This window comes from Ruminococcus sp. 8Y-12, from assembly GCF_058119865.1.
On record NZ_CM176623.1, the window covers coordinates 1,636,909 to 1,662,415 of the forward strand.

Genomic DNA, 25,507 nt, shown 5'->3' on the forward strand with positions numbered 1-25,507 from the left:
AGGAGAAAAATTATGAAGCCCAAAAAACAGATATGGGCAGGAAGGGCCAAAAAGGCAATCGCTGCAATCATGAGCGCCGCATTGCTGGCAGGTGCCATGCCGGCTGCGGCCGCTTCTGAAGCCGGAAGCGTGCAGGCCGCACAAGCAGCCCGGGAAGAACTGGGGACCACGCAAGAGCGGGCTGAAGCAGAGAATACCCGCGCGGCTGCCGGCGACCAGGCGGTGGTGGATGAAGCAAAAGGAATGTTGGAAATTGCCGCGTCCGATCCCGTCATGGGGAACCTGAATCTACCCACTGAACTGAACGGGGCCGCGATTACCTGGGAGAGCTCCGCCCCGGAGATCATTTCGGACCAGCCGAAAACAAACGAGGGGTATGCGGATACCCCGGCCGGAGTAGTTGTCAGAGGAGAAAAAGACCAGCAGGTCACACTCACCGCAACCATTACATATGGCGGGGCCAGGACCAGCAAGAGCTTTCCGCTGACCGTGAAAAAGAAGGGGGAGGCAAAAGAATATGCCGCCTACCTGTACATCCACTTCAATGAGATTCAGGTGGGAACCAGCCTTCAGCAGATCTATTTTGGCGTCAGCAAGGATGGGCTGCAGTGGACCGCCTTAAATGACAATCAGCCGATTTTAGAGTCCACAGTGGGAGATAAAGGGGTCCGCGATCCCTATATCGTGCGCTCACCCGAGGGGGATAAGTTTTACCTCATAGGAACGGATCTGGACATCCACCACAACCGGTACGGCGGGAACTGGGGGCAAATGGCAACCATCGGAAGCCAGTCCCTGGTCATTTGGGAGTCTGAGGACCTGTTGAACTGGAGCGAAAGCCGCCTGGCAGATGTGGGTTCCCCCATAGACGCGGGCTGTACCTGGGCTCCGGAAGCCATCTATGATGAAACTACAGGGGAGTATCTGGTATTCTGGTCCAGCCCCCTGACCAAGCTGACTGGTGACTCGGACAAGAAGTATATCTTTGTCTCCAAAACCAGGGACTTTGTAAACTTCACAGACCCGGAACTGTATTCTGAGGATTCCAGCAGCACCATTGACGCCGACATTTACCGGGAGGGGGATACCTACTACCGTCTCCTAAAGGAGGCCTCCAAGGGATATGTGTATCTCCAGTCCGCAGACCGCCTTTTGGACTATTCCGGGTCCTCAGTATCCACCATTGGCGGGAAAGAGTTTGTCAACAGGGGAATGCACTTCCAGAAGATTGACAACACAGCGGCCGGATGTCTGGAAACCTACAGGGGGAGGTATGAAGGCCCCACCATGTTTAAGTTCAATGACAGGGATGAGTGGTGTATCCTGGTGGATGAGTATGGTTCCTCAGACGCCAGAGGTTATATCCCGTTTCTGACCAAGAATCTGGATCAGCCCAACAGCGTGAAGCTGGCTCCTGACAACACCTATACCATGACGGACGGGGCAAAGCACGGTACAGTCATCCCCATTACCCAGGAGGAGTACGATGCCCTGGTGGACAAATGGGGGGTGGTAAACGAGAAATACGCCCAGCCACAGGAAGACCCGATTCTGGAGTATGACTTTGAGGAAGAACAAAACGGACAGGCTATAGAGGACAAGGCAGGGGACAACGACGGTCTTTTGTTTGGCAAGGCAGAGTACCGCTATGACGAGCAGAAGGAGAGCAAGGTGCTCTACCTGGACGGCAGCAGCGGGACCTATGCCAAACTCCCGGACGGACTGTTTGACGGCCTGGACAACATGACCCTTACCATGGATATCAAGCCGCAGACTACAGAAACCTTTCACTTTGATTTCACAGTGGGACAGGACAACAGCCGGTATCTGTTTCTGAGAATCCGGGACAACGAGATCCGAAGCAGCATTACTTCCCGGGGGAATGGACAGGAGAAATCCGCAGCAGCAGTTGGGAGCGGCCTGCTGAACCAGTGGATGAGTGTTGCGCTGGTGATGGAAAACCATAAGATGACCCTCTATGTCAACGGGAAACGTGCGGCAGAGCAGAAAGGTGTGGGAGTGCGCAGCATCAGTGAGCTGGGCTCAGATCTGATCTCCTACCTTGGAAAGTCCTTCTACAATGATCCGTATTTCAAAGGCTCCTACGACAATGTGAAGGTGTACAACCGGGCCCTTGACCAGAAAGAAATCTCTGGGGAAGAACCGGAGCCTGCCGAGAAAGAGCTGCTTCTGCACTATGATTTTAAAGAAGTAAAGGACAATGTGATAAAGGATGTCTCGGGCAAAGGAAATGACGGAACCATTAAGGGGAACGGCGCAGTGGCAGGGAACGGCACACTGACCCTGCCCGGAGGGAGCGCCGGGAGCAGCGCAGCCTACGTGGAGCTTCCCACAGGCATGTTTGACGGTCAGGATACCTTAACCATTTCCCTTTGGATGAAAAACCAGACAGGGAAAGGCAACTATGCGGGCATGTTTTTTGGAAACAGGGACGGCCAGGATTACTGGCTGCTGAATCCCTGCAATCCTGCGGGCCTTATGAAGTCTGTGTTTACCAATTCCAAGGGCAGCCAGCCATACAACAATGAGTATGGAATTTCACCTACAAATAGCAATCAGGGAATCCCGGGACCTGTCACAGACAGTGAATGGGGACTCTACACAACTGTGATTACTCCCAACTCCATAGAGGCGTACTACAATGGAAACTATATCGGCATCGTAAATAAAACAAGGACCGTCAGCGACTTCGGCAAGGACCTGGTGGCCTATCTTGGAAAGAGTACCTACAATGATATCTTCTACAAAGGAGGTATCAAAGAGGTAAAGGTTTATGCAAACGCCCTGACTCAGGGGGAGGTCAGCAGGGAATACGCGGAGGAGCTGATCCGTACGGATGCGGCCGGTCTGGGGCTGAGTGAAGGAGAGCTGATCTCAGACTTAGAGCTTCCGCTGACGGGAATAAATGGATCACAGATTCAATGGAAATCGGATAATACAACGTATATTTCCCATGAGGGGAAGGTGACAAGACCGCAGGCGGGAACCGGAAACCAGAGGGTGACTCTGACGGCCACGGTTTCTCTGGGAGAGTATTCCCTGGATTTCACCTATGAGATGGTTGTACTGGAGAACTCCGATACGGAAAACAGGAGATACCTGGAGCAGATCGCCGAAAGCTTTGATCCCGGACTGGACATTCTCTGGAAGGATGTACAGCTTCCCGGACAGTACCAGGGAATCCCCATCACCTGGAGCGCAGACAGCGCCTATGTGAAGGTAGAGGGAGGCAACCGGGCCGTACTCACACAACCTGCGCCTGGGGACGGAGCCCAGAGTGCTGTTCTCACAGCAGCCCTTACCCTTGCAAATGTGACTGTGAAAAAGGACTTGAAAGTGACCATTGAGGAATCTGTGTACGGTTATGTCCTCTCCTATGTGGTATCCCAGGAGCCGGACATGCTTACCGAGGAAATCAGCGGAAGGGACAACGCCAGAACCGATGTGCTGCACTTAGCTCTCTCCGAAGATGGAAAGGAATACACAGCTCTGAACAAAGAAAAGGGAATCTTTTACCCAACTGGAAATAAGCAGCTGGGTTCACCCAGCCTGTTCCGCAAACCGGACGGCAGCTTTGGAATGATTGCTTCCCAGGACAACAGGGACAACAAAGTCTTGATCTATGACTCAGAGGACCTTATCTACTACGGAAATGAGCGGATTGTAACACTGACAGACAGCGGGATTGTAAAAGATCCCATTGCAGAGTACGACCCGTCTGTCATGGCTTACCGGATTTACTGGGTGGATGCCGCCGGACAGGGGTACGAGGCCCGCACCAGGGACTTTGTAAACTTTACGGCCCCGGCCAAAGCAGACTACAGCAGGGAGCGTGTGACAGGAACTGTGCCGCGCTATGCAAAAGAGTATGCTAGCCTGGGACTTAGCAGAGACGAATATGAGACACTGGAAAAGAAATATGGCATTCTGCACAATACCGGCATCCAAAAACCGGATGATCAGGTAATCAGAGAAGGAGAAACTCTTAACTTGCCTAAGAAACTGACACTGGACTACAGCGATGGCTCCACAGCACAGATGGGAGTTACATGGGATACCAGCAAGGTGGATACCGGGAAGGCCGGAACCTATGAGGTCACCGGGACAGTACAGCAGACCAGCTACAACGATCCCCTGGTGGAAATGCGGGCAGATCCTTATATGATTTACAATGAGGATGATGAATACTATTATTTCACTGGCTCCTATCCAACCATGAACGATGCGGACGACAGAAACCGCATCGGCTATGACCGGCTTGTCATCCGCCGTTCTAAGGACATCAACGGCCTGACAGATGCCCAGGAGGTGGAAGTCTGGCATGACGGATGGATGGCGGACGAACAGGGCTATCACACAGAGGCAGGGGGAACCGCCTATTACCGCTACTTCTGGGCACCGGAAATTCACAAGATCGGAGGAAAGTGGAGGATCATTACCTACGCCAGCTTAAACAGAAACTCTGTCTGGGGACAGATGGCGATCTTCACCTGCGAGGGAGAAGATATGATGAACCCCGCCAACTGGAGAGCAGAAGGAATGGTGGGCAGAACCACAGACGGCCAGAGCCTTGGAGGGTTTGACACCACCTTTATGGAGGTGAACGGACAGTGCTATTATGTGACTCCGAGGGACGGAAAGATCTGGATCACCACCTTTGACCCGGATAATGTTTTACAGCCCACAGGCCCATTGGTAGAGCTCAGCGGCGCCAATATGGCGTGGGAGTACAATCTGAAAACCGGACAGGGAATTGACGAGGGACCGGCCATCCTGCAGCACGACGGAAAGATCTATGTGTGCTACTCCGGAGCCACAGTGGACCAGCACTACTGCGTGGGCATGATCTACGCGGATGCGGATTCCAACCTGATGGACCCTGAAAGCTGGACGAAATACCCCTATCCCCTGCTGGCCACATCGGACATCTACAGGGATAAAAACCAGTACGGACCAGGGCACAACTCCTTCTCCATTGACGCAAACGGGAATCCAATCATTGTGTACCATGCCAGAACCTGGGGCGAAATCATCGAAGGCGCCCAGAATGACGGAGGACTCAACGACCCCGGGCGCCACGCACGTGTCAACAGCGTACATTTCGCCGCAGATGGGATTCCGGTCTTCAATATGACGGACGAGGAGCTGCTGGCAAAGGAGTTCAGGACTGTGACCGTAAAAGTGACGGTAAAGGCCAAGGAAGAGCCATCCACAGAGACTCCGCCCACGGAAACACCGTCTACAGAGACGCCCCCTACGGAAAAACCGGAGGAACCCAAACCAGTGCCAAAGCCGGTGCTGAAGATGAACTACAAAAAACTGGTAGTGGGTGTGAAGGAAAAAGTGACTTTGAAAGCCACACTTGAGCCCGCGGGCGTGACCGGAAAGCTTACCTGGAAGAGCAGCAACAAGAAAATTGCAGTTGTGAGCTCCAACGGAAAGGTGACGGCAAAGAAGACCGGAAAAGTGCGGATCACAGCCAGGGCCGCCAACGGCAAGACCGCGGTCTGCAGTATCACGGTAAAAAAAGCGCCTAAGAAGATTATACTGGGCGCAAAGAAAAAGACGCTAAAAAGAGGAAAAACCTATCAGGTCAAAACAAAGCTGCCTGCAAAGACAGCAAGCTGGAAAATTACCTATAAGTCCAGCAAAAAGGCAGTGGCCGCAGTGTCCGGGACAGGAAAGATTACGGCAAAGAAACGGGGCAGGGCCACTATCACAGTGAGAACCTATAATGGAAAGACAGCAAAGATGCAGGTGACTGTGAAATAAAACGTAATTAACAGCAAAAGTGACCAGGTCATTTTCGAAAATGACCTGGTCGCTTTTGCGTATTTTTGATTATAATAAAAATGGATTACTCGTAGGTTTTGATGGATCAAAATAATAGGCGTCAACATTCTCTTTCAGCACAATTCTGGGCTGGATCAGCAAATGCTTTTTCCCGGGCAGGGTTCCCTGGAGCAGAAACTCAGACATAAGAGTCAAACTGTAGTACGCCTGGGCAAAGGGGTTTTGATACAGAATACAGGTACAGATTTTATCCTTTAAGAGTTCTCCCAACTGTTTTGTCACATCATATCCCATGAGGATGGGAGGGGATGGGAGAGGATGCTGCTTTAAGGAAAGCCCTGCGCCGATAGCCCCGGGGGAGTTGACTGCATAGATTCCCCTGATGTCCGGATGCTGCCTCAAAAGGCGGTCAGCCACCTCCTTGGCCAGTCTGTCATTGTCCTCGTACTCAGCCTCATCGACCACCTGAATCTGCGGATAATCAGCCCTGACTGCGTCCAGAAATCCTCTCAGGCGCTCCATATGAGCCTCCACAGAGTGAAACCCAACCATAGCAATGACCTTCCCGCTTCCGCCCATGAGCTTGCCCATTAATTCACCAGCTACTTTTCCCGCCAGGTAAGGATCCATGCCCACATGGAACAGGCGGCGCGTTCCTCTGATGTCCGAGTTAAACGTAGCCACTGCAATTCCCTTTTCCGCCAGCCTGTCAATGTAAGGAAGAAGCTGACTGCTGCCGGCGTTAATTACCAGGCCGTCATAGGATTCATTGACCAATTCCTCCAAAAGGGGAATCTGGTCTTCCGGGCTGAGGGAATTACAGCGGATTTTATGTACCTCCATGCTGTAGTCTGAGAGTGAGTGAGCTGCCGCATCCACTCCCGCTGTCATTTCATCGAAGAAATAAGCTGGATAAGCAGGATATAAGATCCCCAGCCGAATCGCGCGGCTTCTGCTTAAACTGCTGGCGAGCTTGTTGGGGCGGTACCCCAACTGGTCCGCAATCTGCAGAATTTTCTGCTTTGTTTCTTCGCTGATGCGCCCCCGGTTGTTCAGAGCCCTGTCTACTGTTCCGATGGAAGTATCAGCCAACTCGGCAATTTGTTTTAGCGTTACTTTTTTCATTTGCTCCGGTTCCTTTGTATTAATTTCCTGTATATTATTATACTATCTCCAGGTATTCCTTTCAATAGAAATAACTGCCGTAGAAGTGTAGTTTTAGTTACTGTGAACAGTAACAAGTTTCCCGGCTGTTATTTGTCGTTCAGCATAGCAAAATAGTCTGCCATCAGTCCCTCTGGTTCATTCAGATAGCGGTAAGTTTCCGGAGACTTCAAAAAGGAAGTGTAAACCGGAACATCCTTGGAAATACCCAGCACAGGAGAGGCTGAGGGAACCACTATGCGTGGGTCGCATGCAAAGTCATAGTGAGGATTTTTCTCCACACGATAACTTCCATCCGGATTCCTCATCACATAGCAGCACATGCCAGCGCTCTGCTTTACGGAGTCATAGGAATTGGAACTGTCACAGGATACCAGATTTACGAAGACCATAGGTCCATCTCCAATATTCACAGTACAGTGTCCAAAGTCAGGGGGAACCACAATAGCTTCCCCGGCTTTTACTTCTGCGAGAATTGTATCCTGAACAACCATCTTTCCTTCCATTTTTGCGTTATCGTCCACGCGCTGCATAACAAAAAGTGCTTTCCCTTTGATTACCTGATACAGCTCCGGATAACTCACATTTTTGCCCGGAATCAGGCAGTGAAAATGTCCCGCAGTCTTTTTAAATTCCTCGCCTGCACAGCCCCCCATGATTACGGTACTGTCATAGCGCAGATTATGATCCGAGAATAAGGAGCGGACGTTGTCATTTACAATGGCTTTGTAGAAGTCATAGTAAGGTTCCTCCTCTTTTTTGTATGAGAGATCGGCCAGCAGTCCAAACATGCCTTTGGAGTACTTGCGTGAGTAATCCTCATAGTTTACAGCAGCATCCTCAGCCTTCAGCTTCAGGTCTTCCTCAGAAAACACAATTGGCATTCCAAACATCTTTAATTTTTCCATTTTATTTTTCCTTTCTCAATAATTTTGATACCTTGCGATCACTTCCGGGTATTTTTCAACAGGGTATTTAAAGAGACCGGAGGAACCCAGAACCAACACATTCGCGCCAGCCTCAACCATTTTTGGAGCAGTTTCCTCTTTTACCTGGCCGTCCACCATGATATCAATCCCATACCCCGCATCTGAAAACATACTGCGTACAGCCGCGATCTTATCGTACGCGGTGGAAACCAGTGTCTGTCCTGCAAATCCCGGATCAACGCTCATGATACAGATCATATCAATAAATTCCATCATATACCTGAGCGGAGCCAGGTCTGTGGCCGGATTGATGGCAATACCGGTACGTTTGCCCAGAGCCCGGATCTGCTTCAAAGCCCGGATAGGGTGCTCCAGGGTTTCAATATGCAGGGTAATGGTGTCTGCCCCGCAGTCCGCAAAATACTGTATGTACTCTGTGGGATTGGTCACCATCAGGTGAACATCCATTGGAGTCTGTGACACCTTGCGGATTTCCTGCATCAGATATCCGTTCAGACAAAAATTCGGAACAAAATGTCCATCCATGATATCAATGTGGTACATGTCTACACCTGCGTGATCCAGAGCAGACAGCTGATTCTTCAGATCCATCATATCAATACACATGACGGAAGGTGATACTTTGTTCATATAGATCTTTCCTTTCTTTTTTGGAGTGTGAATTGTGGATAGCCTCATTATTGCATAGCAATTTTAGAATGTCAATAACGAAATGACCGAAAATACATAAAAACCACAAAATATAAGCCGAAAAACCACAAAAAATACAAGGTTATGAAATGAGATCCCACATATAAATCCCTGCTCCCAATACACCTGAAAAAGCATCTGCAATACCGCGCACAAAGTTGAGTGACTGCTCAGGGAAGGGCTTTCTGACATAACCGCGGATACGCAAGAGCAGATCGTCATAGGGGAAGTCTGCCATATGGATGACTCCTCCTGAAAGCAGGACACAGTCCGGGTCCAGGATATTGATTTCCGTGGCCGCTGCAGCTGCCATTGCATCCAGATAGGCGGACAGAGGCTCACTTCCTTTACAGCGGGAAAAGAGTTCCGGAAAGGGTACATTCGGGTAATATTCCTCCCTTATTTTTTCCAGTCTCCTGCCACCGCAGAAGAGTTCGATGCACCCTTCATTGCCACAAGGGCAGGGCTCATTTTTGTCCAGCACAGGAATGTGGCCCAGTTCTCCGGCCACTCCGTTTTTGCCGTCCAGGAAACGTCCGTGAATATAGAGGGCATTTCCAAGGCCCGTGCCCACATAAAGAGCGATCACACAGTCAAAGCCCTGAAGATTAGCGGCTTTCATGTCATTTGCCAGCAGCAGAATTACATCGTGTTCCACGCGTACAGGAAGGTGAAACTCCTCCTCCAGCATCCCTCCCACATCCTGGTTCGTAATGCTTGGGAGATTCGGACAGGAGTAGACCACCCGTTTTCTCTTATCCACAGTGCCGGGGAAACCAAGACAGATACCCTTGCAGCTGCGGTCCGGCAACTTTTCCATGTAGTTGTGCAGAAATCGGGAGAGGGCCGGGACAGGAGCTTCGGATTGAAACAGATCCCTGCTGCTGACCCTTTCGGCGTTCTGCAGTTCCAGCCTGGGGGTCACGGCTCCGATGCGGAAGTTGGTACCTCCGATGTCAATGCCAATGACATAGTCACCGGAATTTTTGTTAGGGTTACTCATAAATAAGACCTCCTTACAGTATTTCCCTCAGCCATGTTCTTCTTGACAAACAATGGTGGGTATGATATATATTATACATAAGCGTTAACGATAACGCAAGAGCGTGTGAAAACAAATTTAAAAAAATATTAAAAAGCAAAACGGTCACTATTATTTGGAAAATGTGTAAAATATTGGGTTTTTGACCAAAACAAACAAATATTAAAAAAAATACTTGCAATTATGACCGTTTTATAATATAATTCCAACATAAACAGAAATAGCTAAGAGGGGAGGAGGTTGACATGGTTTGTACATTAACCATAAATCCCGCAATTGACAGGCTGCTATTCGTCACAGAATTTGTCCGGGACAACACGAACCGGATTAAATATTCCAAGGATGTGCTGGGAGGAAAAGGGACGCACGTTTCTGTAAATCTAAGTATTTTAGGATGCAGGAACAGAGCCTATGGGATTGGGTTTGGAAAGATGGGGGAAAGGATAGAGTCATTGCTGCGTGACAGCCAGGTGGAGACACGGTTCCTGCATTGTGAGGATGGAGAATCCCGTATGAATTATGCAGTGATAGAGGAGAACCATTCCTGTACCCTGATTACAGAGAGAGGAAGAGAGGTTCCGGAGAAGATATGCAGGGGACTTTTAAGATCCCTGGAGGAAACACTGCAGGATGGAGACTTTTTGGTACTATCAGGAGATGCATCCAACACATCAGTACCCTACATATACAATCGGATTATGGAATGCCTGTTGAAAGGAAGAAAAAAGATCAGATTCTTTCTGGATACCAGCTCAGAGAACCTGGTAAAGGGCATCCGGCAGAAGCCATTTTTAGTCAAGCCAAATGTGGACGAATTATCACAGGTGCTGGGACGCAGAATCGAGACAGAAACAGAGATCCTGGATGGGATTGACCAGATCGCTTCTTTTGGAATCCCATGCGTGGCAGTTTCCAGAGGAGGGGACGGGTCCATGGTACGGTACGGTGATGAGGTGTATAGGGTAGCGCCACTGTCCGTTCAGGTAGAAAACACCATAGGGTGCGGGGACGCCTTTTTAAGCGGGCTAGTGTATGGATTTTCAGAGCAGCTTCCCATAATCGAAATTTTAAAGCTGGCTGCAGGGGTGTCGGCAGCAACAGCCGAATCGAAACTGACGGTAGGGTTTGATTATGACCGGGCCATGGAGTTGAGAGGAAAAGCGGTTGTGGAGAAAATCAGATAGAAAAGGAAGCGTTCCTTTTTTATAGAAGGTATTTAACAATCTTATAGCAAAGGAGAGATATCAATGAAGAAGAGAGCAGTTAGTGTATTATTGGCGTGTACGATGGTATTGGCAATGATGGGGTGCAGTTCCAACACACCGGAGACAACCGCTTCGACAGACGCTCCCAAAGAGACAACGGAAGCGACGGAGTCGGCAAACAAGGAAACCGCAGAAGCGGCAGGTGAGGATGTAACAGAGGCGGTAAGCGAGGCAGCCTCCGCTGCGGACGGTGACATCATGATCGGCATCTCTATGTGTGCCATAGAGTCACAGATGTGGGCAGAGTACCAGACAGCTATGCATGAGAAATGTGATGAGCTGGGCGTGAAATACACGGAGGTAATCGCAGAAAATGATGTGCAGAAACAGAACCAGCAGATTGAAAACCTGATTTCCAGCGGTGCGGATGCGATCATCATTGCACCCGCGGACGGCGAGGCTGTGGTGTCAGCTATCAAGAAATGTAATGAGGCAGGCGTTCCGGTCATCATGGCAAACCGGGCAGCCGGAGAGGGTGCAGAGGTGGCAGGTACGGTTACCTCAGACAACGTGGCAATGGTTGAGCGGGAAATGAATTATGTGCTGGACAAAGCAAAGAAGGAAGGAAAAACTTATAAAGTCGTAAAATTAGTGGGAAGCCTCACGGATGTAAACGCAGTTGCACGTGACACAGGATTTAAGAATGTAGCGGACGCAAACACCGATGTATTTGATGTGGTATCCGAGGTACCCACTGAGTGGAAGGGAGAATTGGCTCTGGCCGGAATCCTGAGTGCATTTGAAGCAAACCCGGACATCAACATGATCTTCAGCCCGTCAGACGCACTGCTTCCGTCCATTATCTCCGGACTTCAGCAGATTGACAAATGGTATCCCATTGGGGATGAAAAACATGTGACCATTGTGACCTTTGATGGAGCAAAGGATGCGGTTGACCAGATAAAAGCAAACTATGTGGACATTGTTTCCGTACAGGACGCTACCACCCAGGGACAGCTCTGTGTGGAAGGTGCAGTGGCGGCAGCAAAAGGAGAGAAGACAGAAGGGTTGGTGGACCCGGGATTTGAAGTAACTCCTGAGAATGTGGAAGAATTGGGCTTTGCAGGGTATTGATCTTGTAAACACAGGCTTCAGGGAGAGAGCAGGCAGTGGGGCAGAGAAATCTGCCCCACCTGCATAGGACGGGAAACAGAATATAGATGCAGATAGCGAGGTTTGATTTTATGGAACAGGTCAAAAAAATTTATGGGTCAGTAGACACAATCGTATGGTTTGTATTGGTGTTTGTGATCGTTGCGCTGATCGGGGTGCCTAATTTTGCAACTGGGGGTAATATTACGAACATACTTGGCCAGGCCTGTGTATTACTCACCGTTGCATGTGGACAGCACTTTGCAGTTTTAAACGGCGGTGTGGATTTCTCAGCCACCTCCGTGATTGCACTCACCTGTGTGGTGGGAGCATCTATAATGAGTGAGACCACCGGGTATCTGGCCGGAAGGTGGTATGCCATACCGGTTGCCATTTTGGTTATGCTGATGATCGGTGTTATTTTTGGAATTATTAATGGGTTGTCGGTAACCAGGTTTAAAATGCCCTCCTTTATTGTTACCATGGCAACCCAGATGATCGGCAGCGGCCTGGCCGTGGTCTACACAGGGGGCACGACCATCTCAGGCCTGCCCTCCGCCTTTACGGCGCTGGGGTCCGGAAATATACTGGGCATCCCCTTTGCACTGATCCTGGGGCTGGTGGTGGCGGTCATCACCCACATTGTCTGCAGCCGCACTCTGTACGGCAGGCAGCTTTACTCAGTAGGCACAAACCCTAAGGCATCAGTGATTTCCGGCATACCGGTTCGAAAAACGATTTTTAAGATATATATCTACAGCGGCGTCTGTGCCGCTATCGCAGGTATTATCATGATGGCACAGATGGAATCCGGGGCTTCCAGCTACGGAAGCACGCTTTTCATTGACATTATGGGCAGTATTATCGTGGGTGGAACCAGCCCTGCAGGCGGTTCCGGAAAAATACCGAACACGGTCCTGGGGGCATTTCTGATTATTTTAATCAATGTGACATTGAACCTGCTAAATACACCGTATTTCGTCATTACGATCATCAAGGGTGCAATCATTCTGGTGGCCGGCGGTATGGCAGTGTTTAAGAAGAGAAATGAGAAGGCATAACAAGTATGGAATAGATTGGATGTGAGAAGAGTGGCTGAGAAACAAGATTACATATTACAGTTAAAACAGGTGACAAAATCATTTGCATCCGTGCAGGTGCTCAAAGATATCACCATTGCGCTGAAGCGGGGAGAGATCCTGGGGCTGGTGGGGGAAAACGGGGCTGGAAAGTCCACACTGATGAACATTCTGGGAGGAATCCATCAGAGGGATGGGGGAGAGATTGTCCTGGATGGAGAGACGTTTGAACCTGCCAATCCCAAGGTATCCCAGGCAGCCGGTATCGCATTTGTACATCAGGAGCTCAATTTATTTACCAACCTGAGCGTATACGAAAATCTCTTTATCAGTGGGATGATAAAGAACAGGGCAAAGACCATTGACAAGAGAGCTATGAAAAAGATAGCCCAGGAAAAGCTGAAGGAACTGGGGATCACGGATTTTACAGCGGATGACATTGTGGGCGTTCTGCCAATGGGGCAGCGGCAGCTGGTGGAGATCACAAAGGCAATCATGAAAGATGCTAAGATAATCATTTTGGATGAACCCACCACTTCACTGTCCAATAAGGAGAAGGAGAAGCTTTTTGAAATTATGCATCTGCTTCAGAAGCAGGGGAAATCCCTGATCTTTATCTCCCATATTCTGGAGGACGTGTTTGTACATTGCGACGAGATTGCGGTGCTCAGGGACGGGGAAATCATCTCCCAAAATTCCACAGACTCTATCACGACCCCGGAGGTGATCAAGCAGATGGTAGGGCGGGAGCTGAATAAGATTTATCCCACAGTGGAGAAGACTATTGGAAATGTGGCTTTTGAAGTGAGAAATATCTGCCAGGAGGGCCGGTTTGAAAATGTCAGCCTGGAAATCCGGGAGGGGGAGATCTTAGGCCTGTTTGGTCTGATGGGCGCAGGGCGCACGGAGCTTCTGAGATGCCTGTTTGGGGTAGACCCCATCACAGACGGGAGTATCCGGTTTCACGGAAAGGAGATTAGACCTATCACCCCGGAGAACTGCATCCGCAACGGAATGGCCTTTATTACGGAGAACCGGCGTGAGGAGGGGCTTCTGATGCCTAAGACCGTGAAGCAAAACGTAGTGCTGGCAAATTTAAGGGAGATCTCGGGGAAAACGAAGTTTATCAATCGAAAGGCAGAGACAGAGCAGACGGGGCAGATGGTAGAGGAGCTGAACATCAAGACCTTTGACGCAGGAAAGCAGGCGGTGGTCAACCTCTCAGGCGGCAACCAGCAGAAAGTGGTGTTTGGAAAATGGGTTCTGAGAAAGCCCCGGATTTTCCTGCTGGACGAGCCCACCAGAGGGGTAGATGTGGGCGCGAAATATGAGATTTACAGTATTATCAATGAACTGGCAAAAAACAAATCCACAGTGCTGATCGTATCCTCCGAGATGGAGGAGCTGATGGGCATGTGTGACAGGATTCTGGTGATGAGCCACAATGTGCTCACCGGGGAACTGCACAGAGGAGAGTATGAACAGGAACGCATCATGCAGGCCGCAATAGGGGGTGGAAAATAATGGACCAGACATCTCAGACAAGGAAAAGTAAAAACGTCCGCAAAAAACTGCTGGATTTATTCTGTACTTACGGTCTGTATGTAATTTTTGTGATTCTGCTGGCCTACTTTGCTATCCAGTCGAAAAACTTCCTGACTCTCAGCAATGCCGTCAATGTGCTGAGGCTCTCATCCACTCTGGGGATATCTGTGGTGGGAATGTTTTTTGTACTGATCACAGCAGGGATCGATATCTCGGTATCAGCCAACATGTATTTTTCTGCTGTGGTGGGAACTACCCTTTTAAACAATCTGGGAATGCCCCTGCCAGTGTGCTTTGCGGGAGCAGTCTTAAGTGGAATGCTCATCGGAGCCATCAATGGCTTCTTTGTGGCAAAACTTAAAATGGTGCCCTTTATCACTACTTTGGCTACCTACAGTGTGGCAAGGGGGCTGGGACTGATGTTTACCAACCAGCAGATGCTGTTTTTGGATTCCAAGGCCATGAGTTTTGCAGGAGCTAAATTTTTGGGTATTCCGCTGATGGTGTATATTTTTATTGCAGTCGTGTTGATCGGTCACTTTATTTTAACCAGAACCCAGTATGGACGTCAGCTGTTCGCCTGCGGCAACAATCTGGCAGGCGCCAACAAGATGGGAATCAATGGAACCAAGGTGGTGTTTTTAGCCTATTTTATCTGCGGAGGGCTGGCAGGGCTGGCAGGAATGGTAAACGCCTGCTCCTTAAGCGTCATCAACCCCAATTTTGCTATTGGAGATGAATTCGTGGTGATCTCTTCTGCTGTAATCGGAGGGGCTAGTCTGTTCGGTGGCAAGGGGCGGATTCTTCCGGGGGCCATCATTGGTATCGTTATGGTACAGGTGATCACCAATGGACTGACCATCATCGGGGCATCTGCATACGCATTTACCATCTTCCGGGGAGTCATCATATTTATTGCGGTTATGATGGACAGTATCAAGTTCAGCGGGGAGATACGGTAAGAGACAAAAGGGGAAAGTTATGTTATACTGAAAGAAAATGTCCGGAGGGATTTGGAAGAGATGCTAGATCGAAAGTATAACATTGAGCGCCAGTCTTTGATTGTAAATCTGCTGGAGGAGAAGGGGAAAGTCAGCGTCAATGAACTTTCCCAGCTGATGCAGGTCTCAAAGGAAACGATCCGAAGAGACTTAAAGGAGATGGAAGATGCGGGGATGATCCAGCGCACCCACGGAGGGGCTGTCCTTTCGGAGGCATCCAAGGGTGTGAAGGAATACCCCTATCTGATGCGGGAAATACAAAACTATACGGAGAAGGACAAACTGTGCAAAGAGGCTGCCAAGAAGGTACGGGATGGGGATACTATATTTATTGACAATAGTTCCACCACACTGAATATGATTCAGCATATAAGTCCCAGATATCAGGTAACCATCATTACCAATTCCATCCGCCTGCTTCTGGATGCCTCCCTGCAGGAGTATTCAAACCTGACCCTGATTTCCCTGGGGGGAATTTTCCGGGCCAGCAATTACTCCCTCACGGGAATCATGGCCAGTGAGTGGATCAACAACTTCAGGCCGCACAAGGTATTTCTATCCTGCTGCGGTGTCAATGTGGGGGAGGGGATCACGGACAGCAGTATCTACGAAGTGGATGTGAAGCGGCTGATGATGGAAAAGGCTCAGGAGGTTTATGTGCTGGCGGATGCCACAAAGTTCGGTAAGCCGGGGGTGGTATTCTTGTCGGACTTTTCTAAGATCGATTATCTCGTGACCAACCGTGGACTCTCCCCGGAACAGGAGGAGAGCCTGAAGCGGCAGGGTACACGTCTTGTGGTGGTCTCTGAGCAGTAGTTGCGGAGGCAAAATGAAAAGAATCGCATTTGATTTAGGCGCCAGCAGCGGAAAGATGATGCTGGGGGAATTTGACGGGGAGCGCCTGAGAACCCAGGAGATCCACCGTTTTACAAACAGACAGGTCAGTGCGGCCGGTGGACTTTACTGGGACTTTTTGGGAATCTACCGGAATCTGGCAGAGGGGATTCGAAAGGGAAGGGCACTGGCCGGGGAAGCGATCGGGAGTTTAGGGATGGACTCCTTTTGCAATGATTTCGGACTGGTGGGCAGAAGCGGGGCGCTGGTTACCCAGATGCACTGTTACCGTGACCCCCGCGCAGCCAGATGGGAGAGTGAGATCTACCGGAAGGTGGGAAAAGAAGAGCTGCACCGGATGACGGGAAACCAGAATGCTCTTTTTAACACGGTAATCCAGCTGGCAGCTATGCAGCTGGAGGGGGAGGGGTATCTTCTGGAAAACGGAGGTAAGCTACTGCATCTTCCGGATCTGCTCTCGTACCTTCTGACCGGCAGGATGTATTCAGAATACACCATGGCGTCAGTCACACAGATGTTTGACTATGGGACAGATGACTGGCATCAGGAGATTTTGCGTAGATTTGGGATAACGGAAGAGATCCTGTCTCCAGTTTTACAGCCGGGACAGACTGTGGGAAGATTTACAAATGAGGCTGCCAGGGAAATCGGAGTGGAAAAAATAAAGGTGGTAGCTGTAGGGGAACATGATACTGCCTCTGCGGTCGCTGCGTTACCGATAACGCAAAAGAATATTGCTTATATAAGCAGCGGGACCTGGTCGCTGATGGGGGTGGAGACGGAAAAGCCCGTTATCAACGCAGACACCTTCAGGTATAACATAGCCATTGAAGGGGGTGTGGAGCATAGATACCGGATGCTGAAAAATATCATGGGGCTGTGGCTGGTACAGGAATGCCGTTTGGAATACATCAAAATGGGAAAGGAATACAGCTTTGAGGAGCTGTCCTGTCTGGCGGAAAAAGAACAGCCGTTTCGAAGCCTGGTAGATCCGGACGACCCAGCGTTTTACATGCCGGGAAACATGCTTGAGAAGATACAAACCTTCTGTCAAAATACCGGACAGCCGGTACCGGAAACACCGGGGCAGTTTATACGCACTGCAAAGGAGAGCCTGGCCTTTAAGTACCGCTGGGTGATGGAGAAACTGGAAACCATACGCGCAGGGAAAATACAAAGGATTCATATTTTAGGCGGAGGGGGCCAGGATCGGCAGCTAAACCAGTTTACTGCGGATGCATGCGGACGGCCTGTGGATGCCGGGCCTGCGGAGGCAGCCCTGATGGGGAATTTTCTGATGCAGATGAAAGCGGACGGGGAGATTGCGGACATCACACAGGGAAGAGAGATACTGGCCAGGTCGATAGAAATAAGTACTTACGATCCCAGGCAGACTGCTGTTTGGGAGGAACATTACCAGTATTTTAAAACACTGCTGAGGGCAGATTGTGAAAGTTAAGGAGGAATTTAAGATGGCTTTAAAATATGCTTGTATTACAGGATCACTGGGAAACAGGGTTGACCGTTTTATGGCGGGAGGATATAAGGAGGACAACACAGCAGAGGAGCGCATTGCGGGGTTGGCCAAAACAGGTGTGGTGGAGGCTTTGGAGCTCTGCTATGACCCGGATGGGGATGAGAACAATCCGGAGGAGATCCGGCAGTGGGCAAAACAGTATGGTTTTAAAATTTCCGGTGTGAATGCGCCCTTGAACGGTGACAAGAGGTTTGGGTACGGATCTCTCACCAACACAAATCCGGAATACCGGGCCCTGGCGATCCGGTACTGCAAGGACAGCGTGGATTTCGCCAAGGCTGTTGGCGGAGAGTTTGTGAATATCTGGATGGGGGAGGACGGATTCGACTATGTTTTCCAGACCGATTACACCAGACAGTGGAATCTGATGGTGGAGGCTATCCGCGAGATCTGCGACTATGCGCCGGACATGAAAATAGCCCTGGAGTTTAAGCTCAGAGAGCCCAGAAACCGCTGTACTCTGGATACAGCCGGGACCACGCTTCTGCTGGCCAGGGATGTCGACCGACCCAACGTGGGACTGACGGTGGATCTGGGGCATGTATTTCAGGCGCAGGGAAATGTGGCCCAGGTGGTGGAGATGTGCGCCAACCACGGAATGCTCTACAACCTGCATATCAATGACAATTACAGCGCTTGGGATGATGATATGATTCTGGGCTCTGTGCGCTATACGGAATATATTGAGCTTTGCTATTCCCTGAGGAAAATCGGATACGATGGATGGACCTCTGTGGACATCTTCCCGTTCCGTGAGAATGGGTACAAAGCGGCTGCGGAGAGCATCCGCATGATGCAGGTTTTTGACCGCGCTGTGGACAGGATAGGATGTGACAAACTGGCCGGGTGCATTGAGGGGACGGATGCCACGGAGGTATTTGGATTGATCAGAGAGGCCGTCTTTCAATAGAATGGGGGAAGTGTTTTGAGAAGAGAAGTGGAGGAGAAGCTGGGACGTATCCGCAGGTTTCTAAAGCAGGAGGGATACGACGGTGTTCTTTTGACAACCAATGAGAACTTTTGCTGGCTCAGCGGGGGACGTAGTGCCTTTGTAGACAAGAGTACAGGAGCAGCAGCCTCAAAGCTCATGGTAACGGAGTCGGGGCAGTATGTGATCTGCAACTCCAGCGAGCGGTACCGGGTGATGGAGGAGGAACTGCCGGAGGATGGCTTTGAACTGATCACCTACCAGTGGCACGAGGATGAGTACCAGGTGCTTGCGGACTGGATTAGGGGCAAAAGATTTGCAAGCGACAGCGGAGTCTATGGGACAGAAAACTGCAGCGCCGGGATTCAAAGGCTGCGCTACGTGCTCACGGAGGAGGAGACGGCCCGTTACCGAAAGATCGGGCCGGAGAGCGCCGGGATTTTGGAGCATTCCTGCAGGGAGATACGCAGAGGAGAGAGCGAACTGGAGATTGCATCCCGTACGGTGCAAAAACTCATGGAAAAAGGGTATCAGGTGCCTGTATGCCTGGTGGCTGCGGATGAGCGCCTGAGAAAATACCGGCATCCCATCCCTACCCAAAGGCGGGTGGACAAATACGCTATGACAGCCATCTGTGCCCAGAAGTATGGGCTAACTGTGTCCATAAGCCGGATTGTCTCTCTGGGAGAGGTGGACGAGGATAGGGCAAAGAGGATGGAGGCAGTTCAGAGAATAGACGCTGCCTATATTAGTAATACAAAGACGGGCGTCCTGGCCAGGAATGTACTGGAGAAGGGCTTTGAGGCCTATCAAAAACAAGGATATGGGGAGGATTTTCATCTGCATCATCAAGGGGGAGCCCTGGGGTACGCCACAAGAGACTACTGTGCAGATTTTACATGCAGTGAGACTGTGCTGGGCGGGCAGGCTTTTTCCTGGAATCCGACCATAGCGGGAGTGAAATCAGAGGATACCTTTCTGGTTTCCGGAGACAGACAGGAGATCGTTTCTCATACGGGAAACTGGGTTTACCGGGAGATTTCCTGCGGCAGCGGAATGAAACTATTAAGGCCGGAAATTTTGGTGTTACAGGAGGTGTGATTATGGGAAAGAGCTACCGGGAGGAACTGGTTGGTGTGTTTGGCTGCCCAATAGACGAAAATCCCACTGTGGTGGTGGCGAAAGCTGCATTTGAGGACCTGGGACTTCCCTACCGCTACCTGACTGTGCTGGTAAAGCCGGAGGATTTAAGGGATGCTGTAAAAGCCGTAAAGGCTATGAATATGAAAGGCATTCACCTGACTATCCCCCATAAGGTGGAAGTATTGAAGTACCTGGACGAGGTGGCTGGGGATGCCCGGATTATGGGGGCAGTCAATACCGTTTACGTGAAGGAAGGCAGACTTTGCGGAGAAAATACGGACGGAAAAGGGTTTATCACTTCCTTAAAGGAAGAACAGATTGAAATGGATGGAAGGACTGCCATGCTGCTGGGAGCCGGGGGAGCGGCAAGAGCTATCGCTGTGGAACTGGCGAACGCGGGGGTAAAAAAGCTGCTGATCGCCAACCGCCCGGAATCGGGCAGGGGAACAGAACTGACCCGGCTGGTAAATGAAAAAACAGAGACCTTAGCAGAGTACCTATGCTGGGATCACACTATTTCCGTTCCACAGGGCGTGGATATTTTGGTAAATACCACTAATGTGGGTCTGTATCCCATGGTGGATCAAAAACCGGACATTGATTACAGCTCGATAAGAAAGCATATGACCGTGTGTGATGTGATTCCAAACCATCCTGACACCTTGTTTCTAAAGGAGGCCAGACAAAGGGGAGCCAGAACCATAGACGGGCTTGGGATGCTGATTAACCAGGCAGCGATCAGCTTTTACCTCTGGACCGGATGCCGATGCAGCCGTCAGGTGATGAGGGATGCCCTTGCCAGGGAATATGGGCTATAGAGGAATCAACTAAATATGCCGGAAAGAAAAGAGGACGAGGATTATGGCAGATTTATCTTACAGAAAAGAGCGGGAGGATATGGCAAAGGTAGCCCACTATATGTGGGACCGAAAGCTTACAAATGCTGCTGGGGGAAACTTTGCAGTGCGCGTGGACGATAACAGGGTGCTGATTTCCCCCTCCCTGATGTCAGAGCGGCATTTCTGCGAAATGCGGCCGGAAGATTTTTTACTCATTGATTACGAGATGAACATTTTGGAGGGGACGGGAAAATTGTCCAGAGAGGGATATATGCACGTTCTGCTCCTGAAAAATTTTAAGAATATTGGGGCAACCATTCACGCCCATCCCCAGTACTGCATGGTATTTGTGGCCCAGAGCAAGCCGATTCCCAATATTACGGAGGCCACGATGAAGAGGGGACCTGTGGAGTGCATTCCTTACACCCAGGCCTATACCAAGAACCTGCACGAGGAGGTATACCGGTATTTCGACGAACGGCGTCAGCTTGCAGAGAAATACCCGATTGCAGCGATTATGCCTCTGCACGGTGTTGTGGTATCCGGCTCAGATCTGTTCATGGCATACAGTATGCTGGAGAGGATCGAGGCGGATGCAGTCTGCAACATCTTCAAAAACCAAATTTGACAAAAAGTACACCAACACGAGCTTAAAAGAGTCTAGCGGAAGGTGGACAGCAAGATTCGCTATCTGCTGTCTGCCTTCTTTTCCAAATAGAAGGAGGAATTGTATGAAAAACACAGATCAGGCTTACCAGCTGGCAAAGGAGAGATATGCGGCCATAGGTGTGGATACTGAGAGGGCCCTGAACCGGTTAGAGCAGGTCAGGGTTTCTTTTAACGCGTGGCAATTTGACGATGTGAAAGGATTTTTAAACAAGGATACACAGATGAGCGGAGGTATCCTGTCTACCGGGAGCTATCCCGGCGCAGCCTCCAATCCGGATCAGCTGCGCCAGGATGCGGATAAAGCCTTTTCTCTGATACCCGGGAAACACAAGCTGAGCCTGCAGGCTACGCAGGCAGATACCACCGAGAGGGTGGAGCTGGATGAAATTGAGCCGAGACACTATCGGGCATATGTGGATTGGGCCAGGGAGAGGGGCCTTGGCCTAGACTTCAATCCCAGTTGTTACGCTCATCCCAAGTCAGCGAAAGGCTTTACCCTGGCCAGCAGTGACAGCGGAATACGGGATTTCTGGATTGAGCACTGCAGGCGTTCCAGCATTGTGGGGGAATTTTTTGGGCGGGAGCTGGGAATACAGGCAGTGACCAATCATTGGATCTGCGACGGATATAAGGACTTTCCCGCGGACCGCTATGCACCCAGAGAGAGGCTGAAAAACAGCCTGGATGAAATTTTTCAGAAACCGGTGGATCAGAGTCTGAATCTGGATACCCTGGAGAGTAAGTTATTTGGGATCGGAGTGGAGGACTATACCGTGGGTTCCCACGAATTTTACATGATGTATGCTGCCAAACGGGGAAGAAGTCTTTGCCTTGATGCCGGACACTTTCACCCGACCGAGGAGGTGGCAAACAAGATCAGCGCAGTGATGCTTTTCTCAGAGGAGATGGCACTGCATGTAACCAGGCCGATGCGCTGGGACAGTGACCATGTGGTGTCCTTTGACGACCATACCCAGGATATGATCCGGGAGGTAGTACGGGGCGGCTGGCTTGAGAGGGTACATATCGGAACAGATTATTTTGACGGAAGCATCAATCGCATCACCGCCTGTGTCATTGGAATGAGAAATACCATTAAGTCGATTCTGTTTGCCCTGCTTGAGCCAATAGGGCTGCTGCAAAGACTGGAGCTGGAGGAGAATTATTCCGAACGGCTGGCGGTGATGGAAGAGCTGAAGACTTATCCCTTTGAGGCAGTATGGGATTATTACTGCGAAAAGATGGGGGTTCCAACAGGTATGGACTGGCTGCAGGAGGTAAGGGCTTATGAGAGGGAAGTGCTGGCGTGCAGATAGGAGGAGACATGGACGGATATGAACAGAAATACAACCTGATTGATATTCAGGAAAAACAACTGAGATTTGAAAGGTTTGACAATGAGGATGCATGGCAGTTGGGATGTATTCTCGCCAATGAGGCAAAAAGACGCGGCGTATCTGTCGCAGTGGACATTGTGCTAAACGGCTATCAGGTGTTTCGGTATGGCGGGCAGGGGACAAATAACTATAACGAGATCTGGCTCTCACGAAAAATTCAATCAGTGAATACCATGCATGTGAGCACTCTGAAACTGTATTACATGATGCGTACAGGAAAAGAGGACATATACCAGGGAGGAAATCTAGACCCAGCCAGCTATGCAGCTGTGGGAGGGGGATTCCCCATCTATGTCAATGGCACAGGATGTGTTGGAGCGGTTGCTGTCTCCGGTCTGACTCATCATGAAGACCATGATTTTGCAGTGGATGGACTGTGTAAATACCTGGACAGACAAGTGGAGCGGGTGGACGAATGCGCATTTGATCCGGATCAGCCATGAGGGAAAAATAAATTAGTAGGCATGAATTATTAATAATAAAAACGGATGGGCAAAATGGCGAAACTCGTCTATAAATCCCATGTATTAAGGGGAAATCGGAAAAAATCTGCTTCATAATATAGAGTAAACGGTAGTTGGGAATTGATAAAATAATAATTATTAATACAAAAAGTTATTAATAAAAAGTTTACCTATTTCCAAATAGAAAGAAATGCGTTATAATCGACTCGCAATGATCTGTGAGAGAAGACGCAGATAAAACGAGTAAAAACATAAAGGAGAATGAGCATGAACAAACTTGAGCTTCAGAAAATGGCCAATGAGATCCGCAAGGGCATTGTCACATCTGTACATAGTGCCAAAGCAGGACATCCGGGCGGCTCTCTGTCAGCAGCAGATGTATTTACGTATCTGTATTTTGAGGAAATGAATATTGATCCCAAGGACCCGGGGAAAGCGGACAGAGACCGTTTTGTACTCTCCAAGGGACATACGGCTCCGGGCTTGTATGCAACCCTGGCCAACAGGGGATACTTCCCTGTGGAGGATTTGAAGACCCTCCGTCATATCGGCTCCTACCTGCAGGGACACCCGGATATGAAGCACATTCCGGGCGTGGATATGTCCAGCGGCTCCCTTGGACAGGGAATCTCAGCGGCAGTAGGCATGGCGCTGTCCGCGAAACTCAGCAATGAGGAATACCGGGTTTATACGCTTTTAGGAGACGGGGAAATCCAGGAGGGACAGGTTTGGGAGGCCGCAATGTTCGCAGGGGCCAAAAACCTGGACAATCTGGTCGTAATCGTAGATAACAACGGACTTCAGATTGACGGCGATATTGCAGATGTTTGCTCACCCTATCCAATTGATAAAAAGTTTGAGGCGTTTAACTTCCATGTAGTTAATGTAGCGGACGGAAACGATTTTGACCAGTTAAAGGCAGCTTTTGACGAGGCAAAGACTGTGAAGGGAATGCCGACGGCAATTGTTATGAAGACCGTGAAGGGCAAAGGCGTATCCTTCATGGAAAATCAGGCCTCCTGGCATGGAACAGCCCCCAATGATGAGCAGTACGCAGTGGCTATGGCAGATTTAGAAAAGGCAGGTGAAGCATTATGTCAGAAGTAAAGAAGATTGCAACAAGAGAGAGCTATGGAAACGCCCTGGTAGAGCTGGGAGCAGAAAATGACAAGATCGTGGTGCTGGACGCTGACCTTGCAGCTGCCACAAAGACTGGCATGTTCAAAAAGGTATATCCCGAGCGTCACATTGACTGTGGTATCGCGGAGTGCAATATGATCGGTATTGCAGCAGGGCTTGCAGCAACAGGCAAAGTTCCCTTTGCCAGCTCCTTCGCCATGTTTGCAGCGGGCCGCGCTTTTGAGCAGGTGCGCAACTCTGTGGGGTATCCCCATCTGAATGTGAAAATCGGAGCAACACATGCAGGCATCTCCGTTGGAGAGGACGGCGCAACCCACCAGTGCAACGAGGATATTGCCCTGATGCGCACCATCCCCGGAATGGTCGTGATCAACCCTTCGGACGATGTGGAAGCCAGAGCTGCTGTGAAAGCAGCGGCAGAGTATGAGGGGCCAGTGTATCTGCGTTTTGGACGTCTGGCAGTTCCGGTGATCAATGACAGGCCGGATTATAAGTTCGAGATAGGCAAGGGCGTAGTTCTGCGCGAGGGCAAAGATCTGACCATCGTAGCCACCGGACTGCCTGTAGCTGCCTGCCTGGAAGCCGCCGAGAAGCTGGCTGCGGACGGAGTGGAGGCCAAGGTGATCAACATACATACCATCAAACCTCTGGACGAAGAGCTGATCCTGGCAGCAGCCAAGGAGACCGGGAAAGTCGTAACCGTAGAAGAGCATTCGGTAATCGGCGGTCTGGGAAGCGCTGTGTGCGACTGCCTGAGCGAGAAGGCACCCACCAAGGTGATGAAGATCGGTGTCAACGATACCTTCGGAGAGTCCGGACCGGCAGTGAAACTGCTGGAGAAATATGGACTGGATGCAGAAGGAATTTATGGGAAGATTAAAAGCTTTCTGTAA

20 protein-coding genes are annotated in these 25,507 nt (G+C 50.1%); 16 read left to right on the plus strand and 4 right to left on the minus strand.

Features of this window, described 5'->3' with window-relative positions; translation table 11 throughout:
• The first annotated feature begins 12 nt into the window (after positions 1-12).
• A complete protein-coding gene (locus AC0THY_RS06140) occupies positions 13-5,793 on the plus strand; it encodes a family 43 glycosylhydrolase (protein WP_489993560.1) in 5,781 nt (1,926 codons plus the stop codon).
• Positions 5,794-5,862: 69 nt separating this feature from the next.
• Here the strand turns inward: AC0THY_RS06140 and AC0THY_RS06145 are convergent, their stop codons facing one another.
• From AC0THY_RS06145 to alsK, 4 genes are all read right to left on the minus strand, one after another.
• Complete coding sequence (locus AC0THY_RS06145) at positions 5,863-6,939, minus strand: substrate-binding domain-containing protein (protein WP_489993561.1); 1,077 nt, start codon at positions 6,937-6,939, stop codon at positions 5,863-5,865.
• A 128-nt stretch (positions 6,940-7,067) separates the two neighbouring features.
• A complete protein-coding gene (locus AC0THY_RS06150; protein WP_489993562.1) occupies positions 7,068-7,886 on the minus strand; it encodes a glucose-6-phosphate isomerase family protein in 819 nt (272 codons plus the stop codon).
• A 15-nt stretch (positions 7,887-7,901) separates the two neighbouring features.
• A complete protein-coding gene (rpe, locus tag AC0THY_RS06155; RefSeq protein ID WP_489993563.1) occupies positions 7,902-8,558 on the minus strand; it encodes a ribulose-phosphate 3-epimerase in 657 nt (218 codons plus the stop codon).
• A 142-nt stretch (positions 8,559-8,700) separates the two neighbouring features.
• The gene (gene alsK / locus AC0THY_RS06160) at positions 8,701-9,621 is read right to left on the minus strand and encodes an allose kinase (protein WP_489993564.1); all 921 of its coding nucleotides are present in this window, start codon (positions 9,619-9,621) and stop codon (positions 8,701-8,703) included.
• Positions 9,622-9,905: 284 nt separating this feature from the next.
• On the opposite strand from alsK, the gene AC0THY_RS06165 reads away from it, so the two are divergent.
• From AC0THY_RS06165 to AC0THY_RS06235, 15 genes are all read left to right on the plus strand, one after another.
• Positions 9,906-10,844 (plus strand): 1-phosphofructokinase family hexose kinase, encoded by a 939-nt coding sequence (locus AC0THY_RS06165; protein ID WP_489993565.1) that lies wholly within the window; start codon positions 9,906-9,908, stop codon positions 10,842-10,844.
• Between the two features lie 63 nt (positions 10,845-10,907).
• Positions 10,908-11,999 (plus strand): sugar ABC transporter substrate-binding protein, encoded by a 1,092-nt coding sequence (locus AC0THY_RS06170; protein ID WP_489993566.1) that lies wholly within the window; start codon positions 10,908-10,910, stop codon positions 11,997-11,999.
• A gap of 110 nt (positions 12,000-12,109) precedes the next feature.
• Entirely contained in the window at positions 12,110-13,078 is a 969-nt protein-coding gene (locus AC0THY_RS06175; RefSeq protein ID WP_489993567.1) for an ABC transporter permease, read from the plus strand.
• A 30-nt stretch (positions 13,079-13,108) separates the two neighbouring features.
• On the plus strand, positions 13,109-14,620 hold the full coding sequence (locus AC0THY_RS06180) for a sugar ABC transporter ATP-binding protein (RefSeq protein WP_489993568.1): 1,512 nt from the start codon (positions 13,109-13,111) through the stop codon (positions 14,618-14,620).
• Positions 14,620-15,603 (plus strand): ABC transporter permease, encoded by a 984-nt coding sequence (locus AC0THY_RS06185; RefSeq protein WP_489993569.1) that lies wholly within the window; start codon positions 14,620-14,622, stop codon positions 15,601-15,603. Before AC0THY_RS06180 ends, AC0THY_RS06185 begins: the two co-directional genes overlap by 1 nt.
• Before the next feature lie 60 nt (positions 15,604-15,663).
• Positions 15,664-16,458 carry a DeoR/GlpR family DNA-binding transcription regulator gene (locus AC0THY_RS06190; RefSeq protein ID WP_489993570.1) on the plus strand — a complete coding sequence of 265 codons (795 nt, stop codon included), beginning with the start codon at positions 15,664-15,666 and terminating at the stop codon, positions 16,456-16,458.
• A gap of 13 nt (positions 16,459-16,471) precedes the next feature.
• The gene (locus AC0THY_RS06195) at positions 16,472-17,956 is read left to right on the plus strand and encodes a rhamnulokinase (RefSeq protein WP_489993571.1); all 1,485 of its coding nucleotides are present in this window, start codon (positions 16,472-16,474) and stop codon (positions 17,954-17,956) included.
• 13 nt (positions 17,957-17,969) lie between these two features.
• Positions 17,970-18,944: a sugar phosphate isomerase/epimerase family protein gene (locus tag AC0THY_RS06200; protein WP_489993572.1), complete on the plus strand. Its 975-nt coding sequence runs from the start codon at positions 17,970-17,972 to the stop codon at positions 18,942-18,944.
• A gap of 15 nt (positions 18,945-18,959) precedes the next feature.
• Positions 18,960-20,063, plus strand: a complete 1,104-nt coding sequence (locus AC0THY_RS06205; protein ID WP_489993573.1) for a M24 family metallopeptidase — start codon at positions 18,960-18,962, stop codon at positions 20,061-20,063.
• A 2-nt stretch (positions 20,064-20,065) separates the two neighbouring features.
• Complete coding sequence (gene aroE, locus AC0THY_RS06210; RefSeq protein ID WP_489993574.1) at positions 20,066-20,923, plus strand: shikimate dehydrogenase; 858 nt, start codon at positions 20,066-20,068, stop codon at positions 20,921-20,923.
• 43 nt (positions 20,924-20,966) lie between these two features.
• Positions 20,967-21,572: a class II aldolase/adducin family protein gene (locus AC0THY_RS06215; protein WP_489993575.1), complete on the plus strand. Its 606-nt coding sequence runs from the start codon at positions 20,967-20,969 to the stop codon at positions 21,570-21,572.
• Between the two features lie 103 nt (positions 21,573-21,675).
• Positions 21,676-22,929 carry an L-rhamnose isomerase gene (locus AC0THY_RS06220; protein WP_489993576.1) on the plus strand — a complete coding sequence of 418 codons (1,254 nt, stop codon included), beginning with the start codon at positions 21,676-21,678 and terminating at the stop codon, positions 22,927-22,929.
• 8 nt (positions 22,930-22,937) lie between these two features.
• The gene (locus AC0THY_RS06225) at positions 22,938-23,453 is read left to right on the plus strand and encodes a heme-degrading domain-containing protein (RefSeq protein WP_489993577.1); all 516 of its coding nucleotides are present in this window, start codon (positions 22,938-22,940) and stop codon (positions 23,451-23,453) included.
• Between the two features lie 288 nt (positions 23,454-23,741).
• Positions 23,742-24,581 (plus strand): transketolase, encoded by an 840-nt coding sequence (locus AC0THY_RS06230; RefSeq protein ID WP_489993578.1) that lies wholly within the window; start codon positions 23,742-23,744, stop codon positions 24,579-24,581.
• Positions 24,569-25,507 (plus strand): transketolase family protein, encoded by a 939-nt coding sequence (locus tag AC0THY_RS06235; RefSeq protein ID WP_489993579.1) that lies wholly within the window; start codon positions 24,569-24,571, stop codon positions 25,505-25,507. The genes AC0THY_RS06230 and AC0THY_RS06235 overlap by 13 nt, the downstream gene beginning before the upstream one ends.